A 20,470-nucleotide genomic window follows, 5' to 3' on the forward strand; every position below is an offset into this window, starting at 1 on the left:
GGATAGTATTGGCGTACTATCCCGCAGAGAAAGAAAACCACTTATATGGTTCATAAATAAATCAACGTTACAAAATTATGAAATTTAATACCAAAATGAATGCATGTCAAGATAAAAGGGGAAAAACATTTTTCTTTATTTGCATCTTTTTATCTTTCTTGTTAAAAGTAGGTGCTGTTCAGGCATCAGCGGCTTACAGCCAGACAAAGAGCTTCACTTTCAAGATGGAGCAGAAAACCGTACAGGAAGTGATCGATTATCTCGAGAGTAAGAGCGAGTTTGTGTTCTTCTTCTATGAAGGCATCATGGACACGCAGAAGAAAGTATCCCTGTCGGTAAAAGATGGAAACATATACGAAGTGCTGGACAAACTACTGGAAAATACTTCCATCGGTTATGAAATTAAGGACAGGCAGATTGTGTTGAAGCCGAAAGAAAAATCGATGAATGTCGTCGCCAGTGTGCAGCAACAGGGCAAGACGGTATCCGGCCTTTTGACCGATGCCGACGGTAATCCCGTTATTGGTGCTACGGTTGTGATTAAAGGAACGACAAACGGTGTGACCACCGATATCGACGGTCGTTATACGTTGAAAAATGTGAAGAAGGGTGACATCATCCAGTACAGCTTCATCGGTTTCAATACCGAAGAACGTGAATATAAAGGAGAGGTGAGTATAAATATTCGTATGATGGAAGCTTCGGTAGGTCTGGAAGACGTGGTGATTATCGGTTATGGCCAGCAGAAGAAGGAAAGTGTCGTTTCCTCTATTAATTCTGTAAAGCCTGCCGAGATAGCACTTCCTACAAGTAGCCTTTCAAATATGTTGGCTGGGCAAGTTGCAGGTGTGATTGCTATTCAACGTTCTGGAGAACCGGGTAATGATGCGGCTTCATTTTGGATTCGTGGGCAAAGTTCGTATATGGGAGGTACAAGTCCACTTGTTTTGGTGGATGGTGTACCGCGAGATATGAATGATATTGATGTGGATGAAATTGAGACTTTTACAGTGCTGAAAGATGCTGCTGCTACAGCGGTGTATGGTGCGGAAGGTGCCAATGGTGTCGTGTTGATAACGTCTAAACGTGGTTTGGCTCAAAAGACACGGGTGGATGTTAATGCACAATATTCGATTGTTACTCCTACTCGTTTACCGGAATTGATGGATTCGTATAATTATCTGAATATGTACACCGAAGCCGAATGGAATGAGGCTGGTAATCCGGGTGATTTTATGGATTTTACAGGTTCATATAGCCGTGAAATTTTGGAAAAATATCGTACTGGCGCAGATCTGGATTTGTATCCTAATGCAAATTGGATGGAACTGCTGGCGCCGCGTACCATGAACCAACGTTATACGATTAATTTCAGAGGAGGTTCGGACAGAACTAAATTCTTTGCATCAGGTGCCTATTATAAAGAAGATGGTATTTTTGATTCCAATACATCTGAAGGATATAATGCCAATACAGGATTACAACGTTTTAATTTGCGTTCCAATGTTGATATGGATATAACCTCTACTACTAAACTCTCGATTGATCTTAGCGGGCAGTATAAAATGAAAAATCAGGCGGCACAAAGTTCAAGTTCTATATTTGGAGCTATAGTGACTTGTCCTACTTTTGTGATTCCATTTTATTATTCAGACGGTTCTCTTTCTCAATTGACAAGAGCTGCTGATCAAAGAACGAATCCATATAATTTGTTAAATCAAAGTGGTTACACGAAAACTTGGAATGCATCGCTACAGTCTAAAGTGCAACTTGAACAAAACTTGGACTTCATTACTAAAGGACTATCGGTAAAAGGTGCAGTAAGTTTTGATGCTGATTTTACTTCTGGTATGCAACGTACAAAAACACCAAGAACGGTTTTCGCTTCGGAACGCGATGAATTAGGTAATCTCATTCTTCAAACTGTTTCTGAAGAACAAGCTTTATCTGATCCTAAAAAAACAAGTACATCAGGAACGAAAAAGATATACATTGAAACGTCGCTGAATTACAAGCGGTTATTTGGTGAAAAACATGATGTTAATGGTATATTGGTTTATAGTCAGAAAGAGACTCAATATCAAAATACAGACGGACTTCAATTATTACCTTACCGGAAGCAGAATGTAGTAGGACGCTTGTCTTATGGATATGACGGCCGTTATATGGTTGAAGGTAGTTTCGGTATGACAGGTAGTGAGAATTTCGCTGCAGGTAATCGTTGGGGAATTTTCCCAGCAGTAGGTGCTGCCTGGTATGTAAGTAATGAAAAGTTTATTCAGAATACTCAAATAGTAAAATGGCTTTCTAAGTTGAAGCTAAGAGTTTCTTATGGTATTACTGGTAATGATAATATAGGTTCAAGTAATCGTTTCCCTTATCGAGAACAGTTGAAGACAAACGATGCTGGTTATGCTTTCAATATACCGGTGGGTAGCTCTGGCGGTAATCCAAGTGGAGATAGTGGTATTGTAGAAAGTACTTTCGCTGCTCCAGCATTGACATGGGAGAAAGAAAAAAAGTTGAATGGGGGTATTGATTTGGGGCTTTTTGACAATCGAATAGATATCACAGCTGATTATTTCTTTAATCGTCGTGAGGATATTTTGATACAGCGTAAAATTGTACCAGGAACATTGGGCTTTCGGGTGAATCCGTGGCAAAATTACGGTATAGTAGAAAACAAAGGTTTTGATGGTAGTATCATTTTAAACCACTCAATTGGCGATTGGAAAATTTCTGCTCGTGGAAATGTAACTTATGCACGTAATGAAATCGTAGAATACGATGAAGTACCCTCCAAATATGATTATCAGAACTATACCGGGCAATCTATTGGGCAGCCTTACTGTTACATTGCAGAAGGTCTTTATACACCTGATGATTTTGATGTGACACCCAATGATAGAGGTGGTTACAATTATACACTGAAAGAAGGCCTTCCTAAACCAGCTACTTCTGTCGCTCCTGGTGATATAAAATACAAAGATTTGAATGGTGACAATAGAATTGATGAATATGATATGACCTATGATAATGGTTTAAATTCTTCAAATCCGGAACTTGTTTACGGTTTTGGCCTGAATTTGGAATATAAAGGTTTCTTTGCGGGAATCTTTTTTCAAGGTACAGGGAAAACGACTGTTAATCTGATGAATAATTCCAATTATTTTATGCCGTTTACGAGAGGAGTTGAGGGAGGGTCGGCACGAATGGAAGCATTGAGCCATTGGTCTGCAGAAGATCCTTACAATCAGAATGTCCTTTTTCCACGTATGCACTCGACAAAGTTCGATCATAATATGGAAAAAAGTACATGGTGGTATCGTGATGGTAGTTTCTTGCGCTTAAAGAATGTTGAATTTGGGTATGAATTCAATAAGAGCCTTGTTAAGAAACTGCGCATGAACAATTTGCGTTTATATGTACAAGGTACTAATTTGGCGGTATGGGATGACGTTAAAATGTGGGATCCTGAGTTAGGAAATAGCAGTTCAGGAGCGACGTATCCAATTGGCTCGACTTGGACTATCGGACTAGAAGTTTCATTTTAAAATAAAGGTTTATGAATAAGATAATTAAAACGTTATATACTGTATTTTGTGGAGTCGGTCTTTTGGGGCTTGCTTCTTGTAGTGATTATTTGGATGTTTCTGATGAAATTGCGGACAATCTTACAATAGAAGATGTTTTTAATAATAAAGAATATGTACAAAGGTGGCATTCAAATATTTTTAATTGTATTTCCCATTATGAAACAATGGGAGGTAGCTATGAAGGTCCACTAACCGGTGTATGGAATGTGATAGCTGGAGAAGTCAGTCCCAATGGAGGTACTTCCTATACAGTTATGAGAAATGGGTTTACAGCAGATACGGCTCCTTTTCAACGTTGGGGGACTTTGTATAAGTATATTCGTCAGGCTTTAATATTATTAGAAAGGATTAAACCTGTTGGAGATCCTAATGCGTTAAATGACAGTTATCTTAGTCCGGAACAGGTTGAGCGTATGAAGGCAGAAGCCCAATTTTTTATAGCTTATTCTTATTTTTCGCTTTTTGAATTATATGGCCCTGTACCCATTGTTACTGAAATTGCTGATCCTGACAATCCAAATTTTGCAGATTATCCGCGTGCTTCAGTAGATGATATGGTGCAATATATTGATGGCTTGTTGGCTGAAGTTATAGAGTCTGGGGCGTTACCGGAAACGACTTTTGCTTCAGGAGGTGTTTCTGGTAATAGAGATCACTCCAATCATGATAATTCAAAATATGCTTTGAACGAGGCGGTCCGTCCTACCAAAGCGGCGGCTTTGGCTTTACGTGCCAAGTTATGGGTATATGCTGCATCTCCGTTGTTTAATGGTGGATATGATGAAGCTGTGCAGTTGTTAAATTATGATGGTAGTACCATCTTCCCTGCCTACAGTGTAGAAAAGTGGAAAACAGCCAAACAGCATTTGGAAACATTCTTGAGGTTTGCAGATGAAATGGGGTATGCTCTGTTTGAAATAAAGGATGAAAATGGGAATGTAGATGCGGATAATTCAGTTTATGAACTCTTTCAATACTATAATGATGAAATAATATGGGCCACAAATAAAAATAATTATTATAGTTATAATACAGAAATGGAGTGTCGAAGTAATCCACGTGGCGTGTACAACGGCTGGTCTAATTTAGGGGTTTTTCAGGAAACGGTTGATGCTTTTTTTATGGCTAATGGCTTGGCAATAGACGATTCTGGTAGTGGATATTCGGAAGAAGGTTTTGCCGATTTGCCCAATCGAATTAATGAAGATTTTCGTGTGGATAAAGACGTATATATGATGTATCATAATCGTGAACCTCGTTTTTATGCGGCCATAACTTATGAAGGACGGAGTTGGCATGTACAACCTCCTGGAAACACCAATTATGTGACTAGTTTTGCCAAAGGAGGAGATTCCGATTTGAGTAGGCAGGAAAATCCAAAAACGGGTTATATGCTCTATAAGTTTAAGAATCGTCAGGTGTATGGTACGACACGTCCGGCTTCAGGCAATAAAAAGGAATTGTTCAAGCAATGGGCCCGTCCCAATATCTTGCTTCGCTTGGCTGATTTTTATCTTTATTATGCGGAGGTATGTAATGAGTTGGACCCGTCAGATCCCAATATTATCGAGTATATAGATAGAGTACGTTATCGGGCTGGTATTCCAGGTTATAAAGAACTTAAGGCGCAAGGTAAAAAGGATATTATTGGAGACCAGGCTTTACAGCGTTGGGCTATTCAACGCGAACGTCAGGTAGAACTTCTTTGTGAGGGGCAACGATATTTTGATATCCGTCGTTGGATGACAGCCGATGATGCCAATAATCGTTTTGACCAGCAATTGATACGTACGGGAATGGACATGACACAAGAACATAAATTGGAAACAGGTGTGGGTTCATTCTTTAACAGGGTGGAAATAGAAAAAAGGGCGTGGACACGTGCGATGCTTTTGTATCCAATTCCTTATACTGAAATACAGCGTTCACCAGGGAAGAAGTTGATACAGAATCCCTCATGGTAAATGTCTTTTTGTTTTGGGGAGATTTAGTTCTCCCTAAAACAAAATGTATGTGATTGTATTAATCTTTAGAATATAAAACTGAGTATTATGATGTATAAGAAGAAATGGATGTTCTTTTATCTTTTATTGCTCTGTTGTTTATTCGGGTGTAGTAATGATTCGGGCAGTCGGTTGGGGGAATCTTGGATTGAAGGTCTGGAAACAGATTTGGAGTTCCCTATGGAAGGCGGTATAAAGGAATTTCGCTTTTCGTTAGCTGCCGGAATGGATGCAACTAAAGTCACTTGCTCAATACCGGCAAAAGATCATACTTGGTGTGAGGCTGTTATTGAAAATGACCGATTGGTTGTATCTGTCTATCGGTCATATGTTGAAGGGGAACGTTATACTGATTTGACAATAGAATACGGGAAAGATTGTACTTATCCTATTCGAATCAAACAAAAAGCAGGTATTAGTGATCTTGATATTAGAATTCCCGTTAAAGCCGGCACTGCCGATACAGAAAATGAGAACAATGAGATGAACAAGAGCTTTGATGGGGATTATAAAACTTACTTTAATTCCAAGGGGGGGATTGATGTTACTTCAACTTTCCGTATGACATATACGTTAGAAAGTGGACATACACTCTATCGCATTGTGTATACGCCACGTACAGACGGTGGGAACAAATGGGGCTCTTTCAACAAGTTTGAGGTGGAAGTCGCGACAGAGGATAATCCGACTCAATTTGTCAAAGTTGCTTCGTTTGAACGTGGCGATGGCGTACACACTCCTTTTGATTTTGAGTTGTCCCAGCCTGTCCCCAATGCCAAATATGTACGTTTCCTGGTTCATTCCGCTTATGAGAAAAGAGTCAGTTGTGCCGAAATGGAATTTTATGAGCCTAGTGAGAACGGTTTTGACTATCGTTCCATTTTCGCCAATTCACTTTATACGGAACTGAAACCGGATGTCACCGAATGGTCCATCAAGAACATGCCGAATAATGCAATGCGAAGTTTGGCGTTGTCCTTGTATGAAGGTACGTATGATACCCGATATAGGGTAGAAACTTATCGTCCCTATCAACATCCGTCCATTATGGCCTCATCCAACCGTACAGCCCGATATAGTTTAAGTGACAATCCGACCGGAATTTTTGTCGAAGCCGGTGAAAAGATGTTTGTAGCCTTGGGCGAAACTTACGAGGGGGCGGATATTTCTCTGATGATAAGAGACTTGAATGGGGGGTATGGCAATTCCAGGACATATAAACTGAAAACAGGATTGAATGAATTGCAACCGGAAATTGGAGGACTGGTGTATGTTCTGAATCTTGTAGAGGAAGACATTCCTTTGTTACTTGAGTCCGAAGAGGATTTAAAGAAAGCCGATGCTCAAAGTGTGAAAGTACACGTTATTTCCGGAAAAGTAAACGGTTATTATGATTGCCAAAAGAACCAACCCGAAGAATGGCCTGAAATTTTGAGTAAAGCCCAATACCAAGATTTGGATATATTGGGAAAATACGCGCATATCACGTGGCGGACCTCTGATTTCCTGAAATATAATACAGACATTGAAACCGTGTTGGACAACTACGACCGGCTGGTTTGGCTCCAGCAGGAGTTTCTTGGATTGGTGAAATACAATCGGATGTTCCGCAATCGTATGCACTTTTCTATCGATTATACAGCCAAGAGTCCGAATGCTTCCGATTACCGAACCGTGTATACATCGAGTTATGCCGAAGTGCTATGTGACCAAAACCGTTTTGAAGCACGTTTATGGGGACCTGCTCATGAGGTCGGACATGTTAATCAGACCCGTCCGGGGTTGAAATGGGCTGGGACGACTGAGGTAACCAATAATATTATGTCGTTGTATGTACAGACTTCTTTTGGGCAGCCTTGCAAATTGTTGGTGGATCAAGCAGGCGGAATGCCAATTTATGCTTATGCCCAGCAGGAAATTGTAGAGAAAGGGAAAACTCATGCGGTGGCTTCAGGTTTGGAAGCTCGTTTGGTTCCTTTTTGGCAATTGAAACTCTACATGATTGATGTGTTGGGAAAGAAAGATTTTTATCATGACCTTTATGAGTATTATAGAAATTATGATTATAAGAATTTGAAGGCTTCCCAATACACTGATGGTGTATATCAGTTGGATTTTGTCCGGCAGGTATGCAGAATATCGAATCTTAATATGTTGGATTTCTTTCAAAAATGGGGATTCCTGACCCCGGTTGATGAAAAATTGAATGATTATGGAACCAAGCGTTTTACGGTAACTGAAAGTCAAATAGATGCTTTGAAAAAAGAAATCAACCAGCAAGGTTATCTGATGCCGCATAAAGACGTACATCTCATTCAAGAAGACAATTTATACAATTATCAATAAGAACTATGCATTATGAAAACATTTGAATATTTATCATTTTTGTTTTTGTCATTATTCATTTTGAGCAGTTGCGAAGATGAATATGTTTATAACACACGTGTCGTGAACAGTATCGAATTGGTCGGTATTAATGAAGATGGAGGTTTATTGTTTTCTAAGGGGGAAAACGGAGAAGTACAGATTAAGATGTTACCCGTAGATGCTACAGACAAGGCTCAGTATATCTTTGCCTTTGAAAGTGGCGATGAAAACATCTTTACGGTGGACTCTGTAGGAACCATACAGACCATTACGCCAGGAAAAGCCCAGTTGACAGTTCGTGCTGTCAACAATCCCGCCATAACGCAGACTTGCCAAGTTACTGTACAACCCAACTGGGTACGTACCATCGAACTGCCTCAAGAATACCGGGATTGCAATTTGTTGATAGGGAATACATTGGACTTGGGCAGCGCAGTGACCATCAAACCGGAAAACGTGGATAATCCCCAAATGAATTATACCTCGTCAAATACGGATATCGCAAGTGTGGATGCAAATGGTGTCGTGACGGCTATAGCGAAGGGCGATGTGGAAATCATCATTCAGGCTGCTGACGGTGGCGGTGCAATGACATCCGCTTTTATTCATGTGACAGATGAATTGATGGGCGATTTCCCGCGTGAAGCTTGGGAAATAACGACATCGCATCCATATGTACCCGACAAAGGTATTACTGGTGCACCCGAGGATATGTTGGACGGAAGCTTTAACACCTTCCTTTCTATCCGTAAACCGGGTAAGGGTAGTGAAACTCCTGCTGGAGCTACCATCTTCTTTACAGTAGATATGAAACAAGCCTATCCTTTCAATTATTTCAGGTGGCATCATAGAGGAGATAATACGACCGCAGGACTTCGTGTTTCCGAAGTGGAAGTATATGGAAGTAACGACGGAGATACTTTTGAAGAAATTCAAAAAGCAATACCTTTGGATGTAACAGCCAATGCTTCGACTGGAGAAAAAATCGTGTTGGACAAGAAAACGTCTTATCGTTATGTACGTTTTGTCATGACGGGGTATGATCCTACCGACAGCTCTGCTGTTCAGATTTCTGAAATCTATATAGGAAATGAATGAGCCTTTATATATAGTAGTCAATTTTTTAAAATAGAATTGTTATGGCAACAACCGACATCAAATACACACTGAACGCCCAGCTGGCGGACAACACCGTGACCGCAGACAACAAGGACGACAAGATACTGACCCTCGTCAGCGCCGGTACGGCGGACAAGCAGCGCCTCATCAGCGAAATCATGGAAATCAATCCCGGACTGGAACGCGAGACCGTCGAGGCCGTCATCAACCTGGAACAGCGCGTCCTGAAGAAGCTGCTCCTGACGGGCTATCGCGTGAACACCGGACTCTTCAGCGCCGTGGCCCAGTTCACCGGAACGGTGGAGAACAACGTCTTCGACCCCGAACGGAACTCGGTCTACATCTCGCTGACGCAGGGCAAGGAGCTGCGCGAGGCCATACAGGCCACCACGGTGAACATCGTGGGCGAAAAGGGCAGCACCATGTACGTGGCCGGAGGCACCGATACCGCCACCCGCGCGCCGGGCTTCACCGCCACGGCCGGACGCAACTACACCCTGACGGGACAGCGCATCAAGATTGCCGGAACAGACCCCGCCGTAGGCATCACGCTGACCGACGCCGAGGGAAAAGTGACCCGCATCACCGACGACATGATAGCCCTGAACGAACCTTCGCGCCTCATCTTCCTCATCCCTGCCGGACTGGCCGACGGTGCCTATACGCTGACCGTCACCACACAGTTCGTAAACTCCAAACAGCTCTTGAAAACTCCGCGCAGCATCACCAAGACTCTTTATGTCGGTGAAGCTCCGGCTGGAGGAGAAGAACCGGGCGGAGACGGAGGAGACGACGGTCAGGACGAAAGTCCGCTGTAGCAGCTGATATGCCAGTCATATCATCTCTGATACGCCGGACGTAGCAGAGGTGATACGGATGGCATCGCAGTGGTAATACGTCCGGCGTATCAGCAGTAATACGTCCGACGTATCAGAAATAAAGGTATAAGAGGTTTTCAGGATAACACGATTACACAATTCAAATAACAGGTTTAGAAATTTATGAAATTTAAAACGTTACAAAAAAGAATTCTTTCAGGATTGTTTGCGGGACAACTGGCCGGTTTCGGTCTGTTTGGACTGCCGCAAACCGCTGTTGCCCAACAGATTGATACCCCGCGCTATGCGGAAGACTATCAGGTGATTACCCGTGACGGTGCTTGGTGCTGGTTTTCCGACCCGCGTGCCATCTATGTAGACGGCAGGATGTTCGGCGGTTTCGTGGACAAGCAGGGCAGTATCTGGGCCTTCAGTTACGGCCCCTCCACGCAGGAGAGCCGGCAATGCAAGTTGTACGAGAAGCTGGACTATGACGACCACGCCAATCCTTCCATCATGGCTTTGCCGGACAAGCGGCTGATAATCTTTTTCTCCGCGCATGGCGGTACGAAGAACTCGCCGATGTACTATCGGATTAGCAAGCGTCCGGCCGACATTTCGGAGTGGGAGGAAGTGCAGAACATCAATCCGAAGATGGAAGGGAATTTGGGAATCTGCTACAGCAATCCCTGCCAGCTTTCGGCCGAGGGCAATCGCATTTACCTCTTCTTCCGCGGCCGCGACTTCAAGCCGACCTGCGTCTATACGGACGACCTGAAGACGTGGAGCGCTCCCATCAATATGGTGCGCAACGATGCCGGATTCGGGTCATACGGCCGTCCTTATACTAAAATCACGACTAATCACAAGGACAAGATATTCTTCGCCTTTACCGACGCGCATCCGCGCGACCGTGCCACCAATTCCATCTACTTCATGATGTATAAGGGCGGCAAGCTCTGCAAGGCAGACGGTACGGTGGTGTCGGACACACTCGGTTCGGTCATGCCTTCGCAGGTGGACAAGGTGTATGACGCGACCAAGACCTTCGACAAGGCCTGGATTTGGGACATCGCTTACGACAAGGATGAAAATCCGGTACTGGTGTATGCCCGGTTCAGCGACCGTGACAACAGCCACTCCTATTGGTATGCCTGCTGGAATGGTGAGAAATGGGAGAACCATAAAATAACCAATGCTGGACAGTGGTTCCAACGGGCTGATTATGTGAAGGAAAAGCCTGAATATGAATGCAATTATTCCGGTGGTGTCTATTTGGATCATGAGAACCCGTCCGTCGTTTATACGTCCCGCCCCATTAATAATGTGTTCGAGATAGAGAAGTGGACTTTTGTGGGTGGAAAAGAGAAATGGCATACCGAAGCAGTAACCTCCCAGTCCGAACGCGACAATGTGCGTCCCTTTGTCGTGCGTAATCATACAGAGGGCCAGCCATCCGTTTTATGGATGTACAATTATAAGTATCCCGGTTTCAAAGCTTATGACTGTGCTATCCGTGTTGACCAGAAATCCAGTGGTTTCTGTGCGAATTGGGCGAAAAAAGACGTAGCGATGGTTGCCGATACCGTATTCTGTTGGGCTATGAAAGCTTATCAGAAAAACAGGAGTTACTGTGACCAAGGTTGGGTGAGCGGTGTGCTTTACAACGGTCTGTTCGATTGGGCAGAAGCCAGCGGTAACAAAAAATACTTCGATTTCATGAACCGCATCTTCTCCCGCTATTATTGGCAGTTGGGCAACCGCATGTATCACGGCGACGATTTGTGTGTAGGGCAGGCCTATCTGGACATGTATGCCAAATACCGGAAGGAGAGCATGATGATTCCCACCAAGGCCCGTCTGGATTGGATTCTGGACAATCCCCCTGCAGAGAATATTGATATCACCAAGGGGCGCAGTGACCGCTGGTGGTGGTGCGATGCCCTCTATATGGCCCCGGCCGTCTTTACCCGCCTGTACGTGTTGACCGGTGAGAAGAAATACCTCAAGTTTGCCCACAAGGAATACCTGGCTTGTTACGAGCATCTGTATGACAAGGAAGAACATCTGTTTTTCCGTGACGGAAAGTATCTGGACCAGAAGAATGCGGAAGGCAAGAAAGTATTCTGGAGCCGTGGCAACGGTTGGGTATTGGCCGGCCTGGCAGAAATACTGAAGACCTTGCCGGAAAACGACAGAAAATATCGTCCTTTCTATGAACAGCTTTTCCGCGAGATGAGTGCCAAAATCGCTTCCTTGCAGGGTGAGGATGGTTATTGGCGTTCCGATTTGTTGAGTCCGTCCATCTATCCGATGCCTGAAACCAGTGGAACGGGTTTGTTTACCTATGCGATGCTTTATGGTATCAACGCAGGAATTTTGGACACAGACACCTATCTTCCTGTAGTAAAGAAAGGTTGGGAGGCAATGGTGAAGGCTGTCGATACAGAAGGTAAGGTAGGCTGGACGCAGATGGTCGCACAAAAACCCGGGACAGTTGAAAAGAAAGATACAAGGGGATATTCTACAGGAAGTTTATTGATGATTGCTGCAGAAATTTGTAAGTATTTAGATGATTAAGTAGCAATGTATTCGATATATTTTAAGTCTTGCATTGTATGAAAATGAATCATGTTTCAATACAATATTTGCTGTCATAATAGATGTGGTTAATATCCCAGTATCTATTTATGGGCAGGATTATTGTCCCTTAACACCGTAGTCAAGGTCATCATCGTAGCCGATGACCTTGGTTACGGTGGCTTGAGTTGCTATGGTGTTACGGTTATTTTTTCATCCAACGTGAAATATAATCAGAAAATAGCAAGTTGTCCGTTATTGACAATATTCGCGTCAATGGCGGACTTTTTTTAAAAAAAGTAGTATGCTACAATAGTCGAAAAAATGGCTATAAAGTTATTGTATGAACGTGTACAATGTTCTTTAGCTTGTCAATGACCGTTTCAATTAAAGCTCTTTTTCTGAGCTAAATTTTATCAGTAATACTCATCAGTGGTTCTTCATTTAGTAACAAGTCACATTTTTCTTTACGAAAATTATTTGTTATGCAATAATTCTCTGTAACTTTAGCCTCTGAGAACATAACGAAGGAAATTTAAGTGCGTATGTACTTATCCTGCTTTATGCTTTTATGGATAGAATGTTTATTAAAAAAGAAGATATATAATAGTAGTATCATGATAAACCGTCGAGTAAAATTCTTGTGTTATGGCTTGCTCTACTCCATGGCATTTTATGCACAGTCGGCAGGAGAACAAGTTATCTGGTTTGACCGTCCCAATCAATCGGTCGCCACTCCTGTATGGGGAGAGGGAAAAGTGTCACCTTCTGAAGGAAATACCCACAGTAACAAAGACCGGGAATGGGAACGTTTTTCGTTACCTGTCGGCAATGGAAGCATCGGTGCCAATGTGTTCGGATCTGTTGCGACCGAACGGTTGACTTTCAATGAAAAGACTTTGTGGCGTGGAGGACCCAATACCGAAAAGGGGGCAGATTATTATTGGAATGTCAATAAGAATTCTGCTCCGTTGCTGAAGGAAATCAGACAGGCGTTTTTGGACAATGATCTGGAAAAGGCTTCGCGGCTGACCATAGACAATTTCAACAGTACGGTCTCGTATGAAGCGAATGACGAGACTCCCTATCGGTTCGGCAGTTTTACGACAGGGGGTGAGTTCAGAATCGAGACGGGGTTGGAAGAATCGGGTGTGACGAACTATCGGCGTGCTCTGTCGTTGGATTCCGCATTGGTGCGTGTCACTTTCTCAATGGGGGAAACTGATTTCCGGCGTGAGTGTTTTGTATCTTATCCCGATAAAGTAATGGTAATCCGTTTTTCGGCCAACCAGAAGGGCCGGCAGAATCTGGTATTCAGTTATGCACCCAATCCGCTTGCTACCGGGCGTATCAAGGCAGAAAAGCAGGCTTCATTCTGCTATGACGGTCGTCTGGACAATAACGGGATGCGTTATGTAGTCCGTGCAAAGGCTCTGCCTGTAGGTGGCAAGGTATGGACGGACAGGGAAGGACGCATCCATGTGGAAGGGGCGGATGAGGTGACTTTTATTGTCACAGCCGATACGGATTACCGTATCAACTTCAATCCTGATTTCTCCGACCCCAAGACATACGTGGGTGAGAAACCGCAAACAACGACCCGGCAATGGATGGACGCTGCTGCCGTTCGTTCTTACAATGAACTGCTTGAAAGGCATTATGCCGATTATTCGGCACTTTTCGGTCGGACGCGTTTTGTGCTGAATCCTCAATGGAGAAATTCGGCTGATTCGCTGCCTATGCCCAAACGGTTGGAAAGGTATCGTACCGGTGCACCTGATTATGGTCTGGAAACACTTTATTACCAGTTCGGCCGCTATTTGTTGATTGCTTCTTCCCGCCCCGGTACGTTGCCGGCCAACTTGCAGGGCATGTGGCAGAACAATGTGGACGCTCCATGGCATGCCGATTACCACAACAACATAAACGTGCAAATGAATTACTGGCCGGCCTGTCCCACTAATCTGGCAGAATGTTCTCTTCCTCTGTTAGACTATATCCGGATGTTGAAGAAGCCTGGTGAGCGTACGGCGCAGGCTTATTTTGGTGCACGTGGCTGGACGGCTTCCATTTCGGGAAACATTTTCGGCTTTACTTCTCCTTTGCGCGACAAGGACATGTCGTGGAACTTCATTCCTGTGGCGGGGCCTTGGCTGGCTACGCATGTGTGGGATTATTATGACTATACCCGTGATGAAGAATTCCTGCGGTCTGTGGGGTACGATTTGATAAAAAGCAGTGCACAGTTTGCTGTGGATTATCTGTGGCAGAAGCCGGATGGTACTTATACGGCGGCTCCGTCCGCTTCGCCGGAGCATGGACCGATTGATGAAGGTACTACCTTTGCGCATGCCGTAATTCGGGAAATTTTGCTTGATGCCATTGCGGCAAGTCGTGTACTGAAGACGGACAGTGTGGAGCGCAAGCAATGGGAAACTGTTTTGGAGAAGATGGTCCCTTATCGTGTTGGACGTTACGGCCAGCTGATGGAGTGGTCGAGGGATATTGACAATCCGCAGGACGAACACCGTCACATCAATCATCTGTTTGCCCTGCATCCGGGGCGTACCATTTCTCCCATTACCACGCCGGCTTTGGCAAAGGCTTCCCGCGTAGTCTTGGAACATAGGGGAGATGGCGCAACTGGGTGGAGCATGGGATGGAAATTGAACCAATGGGCCCGGCTTCATGACGGTAACCGTTCTTACAAATTGTATGGCAATCTGTTGAAAAACGGAACGAATGAGAATTTGTGGGACAGTCATCCGCCTTTTCAGATTGACGGAAACTTCGGTGGAACAGCTGGTGTGACTGAGATGCTCTTGCAGAGTCATGCCGGGTTTATTCACTTGCTGCCGGCTTTGCCCGACGTGTGGCACGAAGGTGAGTTGACGGGTGTCTGTGCCCGTGGCAATTTTGTGCTGGATCTGTACTGGAAAGACAACAATCTGAAACGGGCTGTTGTGCATTCCGGTTCGGGAGTCCCTTGCCGGTTGTTCTATCGTGGCAAGGAGCTGAAGTTTGATACGGAAAAGGGAAAAAGCTATGTGATTGAAGTCAAGGATGGCACACTGAAGATGGTTGACGAATAAGCTTGCTGTTATGAGAAGAGAGACTCTGATATTTATGTTATTGTCAATACCTCTGTTGGCGTTGACTGCCCAAAATCAGTATTTTGTTTCCTTAAAGGGAAATGACAGACAATGTGGAAGTGCGGAAAAGCCTTTTGGAACGATTGAGCGGGCATTGGCGGAAGCCAGGAGATCTCAGGGAGAAACGACTGTTTTCTTGAGAGAAGGAACCTATCGGTTGACCCGTCCGATTGTTTTTACCCATCTTGACGGTGGAGAAAACAAACCGTTGACTCTGAGGGCATATCCGGGCGAACAGGTTGTCATTACAAGCGGACAAGTGCTGGAAACGGACTGGCAGGCTTATGAACATCAGATTATGAAGACAAAAATTGATAAGTCTGTTTCTTCGATGGACATGTTGTTGAAGAACGGGGAAATATGCCACATGGCCCGTTACCCGAATTATGATTCAGCAGCTGTCCGTTTTAACGGAACTTCGGCAGACGCAACTTCCCCTCAAAGGGTTAAACGTTGGAAACATCCGGAGGGAGGATATCTGCACGCCATGCATGTCAGCGATTGGGGGGATTTTCATTATCGTATTTTGGGGAAGGAAAAGGATGGAAAGCTTATGCTGGAAGGCGGTTGGCAGAACAACCGGCAATCTGGATTGCATCCTCAAAACAGGATGGTGGAAAATATATTCGAGGAACTGGATGCGCCAAACGAGTGGTTCTACAAAAAAGATGAGTCTGCGTTGTATTATTTCCCTGTACAGGGGGAGAATGTAAATGAGTGTACCTTTGAAGTACCTGTTCTGAAACATTTGGTGGAATTTAACGGAACGGAAGACTTGCCTGTTACTCACATTACTCTGAAAGATATAACGTTTACGCAGACTGTGCGTACCTTTATGGAGAAATATGAGCCTTTGCTTCGTTCGGATTGGACGATTTATCGTGGTGGTGCCATTTGTTTCAAGGGAGCAGAAGACTGTTCGCTGACTAATTGTTCATTGTTTAATTTAGGAGGGAATGCAGTATTTGTTTCAGGGTATAATCGTCGAATAACTATTTCGGGTTCGCATTTTACCCGTATTGGAGCAAGTGCCATTTGTTTGGTTGGAGAGGCGGATGCGGTCCGTTCACCCAGTTTTGAATACAGCCAGTTTGTCCCTGCCGCTCAGTTGGACCGTACAGTGGGACCGAAAAGTAATAATTATCCGGCGGACTGCGTGGTAACAGATAATCTGATTCATTCCATTGGTTTGTTTGAAAAACAAATAACGGGTGTGGAGTTGTCCATGTGCAGGCATATCATTGTCAGCCATAATAGTATTTATGACACTCCACGTGCTGGAATCAATGTGAGTGAAGGAACGTGGGGAGGGCATATCATTGAATACAACGATGTCTTTGATACAGTAAAGGAAACAGGTGACCATGGCTCCTTCAATTCGTGGGGACGGGATCGTTTTTGGCATCCTAACAGAGCAGTGATGGACTCGTTGGCTGCTGCTGAGCCTTCCCTCATCCAATTGGATGCCAGTTCGACGGTTGTACTTAGACATAACCGTTTTCGTTGTGACAGGGGGTGGGATATTGATTTGGATGATGGCTCCGGCAATTATCATATTTACAATAATCTTTGTTTAAATGGTGGTATCAAGCTTCGTGAGGGCTTTGGCCGGGTGGTTGAGAACAATATATTGATCAACAATACGTTTCATCCTCATGTCTGGTTCAAGAATAGTGGAGATGTGTTTGTGCGGAATGTCGTTATGTCTCCTTATCAACCCATTCAGGTGAACTATTGGGGAAAAGAAGTCGACTACAATATTTTTGTCGACAGTGTTTCTTACCGGCAGGCCCGTAAGTTGGGAGTGGACGAGCATTCTATTGTTTATACTCCTGTATTTCGCAATCCCGGTAAAGGAGACTATTGGATTGAAAATAGTTCCGATCCAATTTTCCTTTCCGGATTCCAGAATTTTGATATGAATTGTTTTGGAGTGGTGTCCAAGCATCTGAAAGTTATTGCACGTACTCCTCAATTACCTGAACCGATAATAGCCGGAAGTGAGCAACAGGGGACAATCATCAGTTGGAAAGGACTACGTATCAAGAATTTGGAAACTTTGGGAGAACGTTCAGCGACAGGTATGGATTCGGAACGGGGTGTATATGTTGTTTCTGTAGATGCTTTGTCGGGTTCTTTGCGGGATTATATCCGTCCGAATGATGTTATTTTGGGGCTGGCTGGAAAAGTTGTGGAAAATTTGAGCGATTTGAAACAAATCGTTAAGGATACGGACTGGAAGATAGCACAAAGTATTGTTCTTTTTCGTAATCAGAATGAACTGACAATCAATCTGCCTGCAAAGCTTTTAGGGGATGGCGATTTCTGAATGGAATGAAAATGGAGTAGCTTACCCTTATCTATAATCTCCAGTCAATGCTTGTTTTTAATACAGGCATTGACTGGAGTAATATAAATATCCCTTCAATTATTTTTTGGAAGTTTCTTTTCGTTCACTCATCTTTTTCTGGACGAATTGTATCTTCAGATGTGCTTCTTCCAGGTTCTTTTTGATAGCGGTTATGGATGACAACACTTTGGACAATTCATAGACGCTGGCGGCAGCTTGGCGGTCGGCTGGCATCATCTGAGTGGTGTAGGGGCGTTCGCCCCGATAGTCTACCCGTAGATTTTTGTCTTTGTTGGTAGCAATAAATCCGATGATACCTCCGTCTTCTCCCAGTTTGTAGTCGGCTTTTTCGATGTGTTCACCCAAGTCGGTTGTTTCATAACTGTCGCGTGAAGTGGGAGTTTCTGCAAAGCTTCCATCAGGGGCGGTCACTTTGATGGAGGTGTGGTGGATGTTATGGGCACCACAGTAGATGGAAGTGAGGCTCATGATACCAGTCTCATCTGTCTGGAAGCGGAGGAAAGAACGGTGCAGATTTCGTTCGATAACCTGCGAAGGAGCCAGGTAATTGCCTATACGCTGGTAGGCAGTATCTTTTTCGAGAACGAATTTACTTTTCATCGTTTCGAACTCCTGCTGCTTTATGGCCAGCATGCTGTCCAGATAGGCTACGGTTTTGTTTTGCTCGGCCAGTTCTACTTCCTGCATCAGATAGATGCCCTGACGACGGGTGTCGAAGGCTTTGGGATACAGCAGCTTGATGCTGTCTATCTGTATCTTGGCTTCGTTGTAATTGCCGGCTTCGAAGGCGGCACGCGCTTCGGCCAGTTTCAGTGTTGCTTTCTTTTCTACATTCTCGCAGGCAGCCAGTGCGCCGCAAAGGCATGCCAGAAGGATTGCTTTTTTCATATATCCAGTCCGATAAGTTGATGTTCAATAAATATAGTAAGTGGCTTCTATGCTGCCATTGTGGGGACAAAATTAGAAATAATATTCGTATCTTTGTCGTCTCGAAACCCTTAAAATGCAAACAGATTGTATGGTACTTGAATTGACAGCTGACGAACTGAAGCATCGCTTCGACGACAAGATATTCAAACAAATTTCAGAAACGGCCGATGAATTGGGGCTGGAGTGTTATGTCGTTGGAGGATATGTACGCGACATTTTCTTGCAACGCCCTTCGAAAGATATCGATGTGGTGGTGGTAGGCAGTGGCATTGCTATGGCCGAAGCCCTGGGACGTCGGTTGGGAAAGGGTGCGCATGTATCGGTGTTCAGAAATTTTGGAACGGCCCAGTTGAAATACCGTGGTACGGAAGTGGAGTTTGTGGGGGCGCGGAAAGAATCGTATACACATGATTCGCGCAAGCCTATTGTGGAAGATGGTACGTTGGAGGACGATCAGAATCGTCGTGACTTTACCATCAATGCGTTGGCCGTCTGTCTGAACAGTGCCCGCTATGGTGAATTGGTCGATCCTTTCGACGGAATGGATGACTTGAAGGAACGCACTATCCGTACGCCTCTTGATCCGGACATTACATTCAGTGACGACCCGTTGCGTATGATGCGCTGTATCCGTTTTGCCACACAACTCAATTTCTATATTGATGACGAGACTTTTGAATCGCTTTGCCGCAACCGGGAACGTATCGGCATTATCTCAAAAGAACGTATCGCTGATGAATTGAATAAAATTATGTTATCGCCCATTCCTTCGAAGGGGTTCATAGACTTGGACCGTAGCGGCTTGCTCGAGCTGATATTTCCGGAACTGGCAGCTCTTCAAGGCGTGGAAACACGAAACGGACGGGCACATAAGGATAACTTTTACCATACGTTGGAAGTACTCGACAATATCAGTCGTCAGACCGATAATCTGTGGTTGCGTTGGGCGGCCTTGTTGCATGACATTGCCAAACCGGTGACGAAACGATGGGATCCGCGGGCTGGTTGGACTTTTCACAACCATAACTTCATCGGTGAGAAAATGATTCCAGCCATCTTCCGCAAGATGAAGTTACCGATGAACGAGAAGATGAAATATGTGCAGAAACTCGTTGGGCTGCATATGCGTCCTATTGTGATAGCTGATGAGGAGGTGACCGATTCGGCTGTGCGTCGGTTGCTTTTTGAAGCTGGCGATGATATCGATGATCTGATGACTTTGTGCGAGGCGGATATTACGTCGAAGAATTCCGAACGGAAAAGGCGTTTTCTGGAAAACTTCCAGTTGGTACGTCAGAAACTGAAGGATCTGGAGGAACGTGACCGTATCCGTAACTTCCAGCCTCCTGTCAGTGGGGAAGAGATTATGCGAACTTTCGGTCTTTCACCTTGCCAGCAGGTGGGGGCACTGAAAAGTGCCATTAAGGATGCCATTCTCGACGGCATCATTCCCAATGAATACGAAGCTGCCCGTCGGTTCATGCTCGAACGGGCAGAGAAGATGGGATTGAAAGAAGTGTCGTCAGCGGACTGA

Annotated in this window: 10 protein-coding genes; 9 read left to right on the forward strand and 1 reads right to left on the reverse strand. The window is 44.4% G+C overall.

Annotation, left to right across the window (positions count from 1 at the left end):
- The first annotated feature begins 77 nt into the window (after nucleotides 1–77).
- From RDO88_RS02135 to RDO88_RS02170, 8 genes are all read left to right on the forward strand, one after another.
- Nucleotides 78–3,554 (forward strand): SusC/RagA family TonB-linked outer membrane protein, encoded by a 3,477-nt coding sequence (locus RDO88_RS02135; RefSeq protein WP_307757787.1) that lies wholly within the window; start codon nucleotides 78–80, stop codon nucleotides 3,552–3,554.
- Between the two features lie 11 nt (nucleotides 3,555–3,565).
- Nucleotides 3,566–5,560 (forward strand): RagB/SusD family nutrient uptake outer membrane protein, encoded by a 1,995-nt coding sequence (locus tag RDO88_RS02140; protein WP_307757788.1) that lies wholly within the window; start codon nucleotides 3,566–3,568, stop codon nucleotides 5,558–5,560.
- A gap of 87 nt (nucleotides 5,561–5,647) precedes the next feature.
- Nucleotides 5,648–7,945 (forward strand): M60 family metallopeptidase, encoded by a 2,298-nt coding sequence (locus RDO88_RS02145; protein ID WP_307757789.1) that lies wholly within the window; start codon nucleotides 5,648–5,650, stop codon nucleotides 7,943–7,945.
- A gap of 12 nt (nucleotides 7,946–7,957) precedes the next feature.
- Nucleotides 7,958–9,064 carry a discoidin domain-containing protein gene (locus tag RDO88_RS02150; protein WP_307757790.1) on the forward strand — a complete coding sequence of 369 codons (1,107 nt, stop codon included), beginning with the start codon at nucleotides 7,958–7,960 and terminating at the stop codon, nucleotides 9,062–9,064.
- 41 nt (nucleotides 9,065–9,105) lie between these two features.
- Nucleotides 9,106–9,903 (forward strand): DUF4469 domain-containing protein, encoded by a 798-nt coding sequence (locus tag RDO88_RS02155; protein WP_307757791.1) that lies wholly within the window; start codon nucleotides 9,106–9,108, stop codon nucleotides 9,901–9,903.
- Between the two features lie 183 nt (nucleotides 9,904–10,086).
- Complete coding sequence (locus RDO88_RS02160) at nucleotides 10,087–12,483, forward strand: glycoside hydrolase family 88 protein (RefSeq protein WP_307757792.1); 2,397 nt, start codon at nucleotides 10,087–10,089, stop codon at nucleotides 12,481–12,483.
- Nucleotides 12,484–13,148: 665 nt separating this feature from the next.
- Nucleotides 13,149–15,575 (forward strand): glycoside hydrolase N-terminal domain-containing protein, encoded by a 2,427-nt coding sequence (locus tag RDO88_RS02165; protein WP_374043886.1) that lies wholly within the window; start codon nucleotides 13,149–13,151, stop codon nucleotides 15,573–15,575.
- A 10-nt stretch (nucleotides 15,576–15,585) separates the two neighbouring features.
- On the forward strand, nucleotides 15,586–17,964 hold the full coding sequence (locus RDO88_RS02170) for a right-handed parallel beta-helix repeat-containing protein (protein WP_307757794.1): 2,379 nt from the start codon (nucleotides 15,586–15,588) through the stop codon (nucleotides 17,962–17,964).
- 99 nt (nucleotides 17,965–18,063) lie between these two features.
- Here RDO88_RS02170 and RDO88_RS02175 read toward each other — a convergent pair whose 3' ends face one another.
- Nucleotides 18,064–18,894: a hypothetical protein gene (locus RDO88_RS02175; protein WP_307757795.1), complete on the reverse strand. Its 831-nt coding sequence runs from the start codon at nucleotides 18,892–18,894 to the stop codon at nucleotides 18,064–18,066.
- A 115-nt stretch (nucleotides 18,895–19,009) separates the two neighbouring features.
- Here RDO88_RS02175 and RDO88_RS02180 point away from each other — a divergent pair, with 115 nt between their 5' ends.
- Nucleotides 19,010–20,470 carry an HD domain-containing protein gene (locus tag RDO88_RS02180; RefSeq protein ID WP_307757796.1) on the forward strand — a complete coding sequence of 487 codons (1,461 nt, stop codon included), beginning with the start codon at nucleotides 19,010–19,012 and terminating at the stop codon, nucleotides 20,468–20,470.

It is taken from the genome of uncultured Mediterranea sp., assembly GCF_902493215.1.
GTDB lineage: Bacteria > Bacteroidota > Bacteroidia > Bacteroidales > Bacteroidaceae > Bacteroides.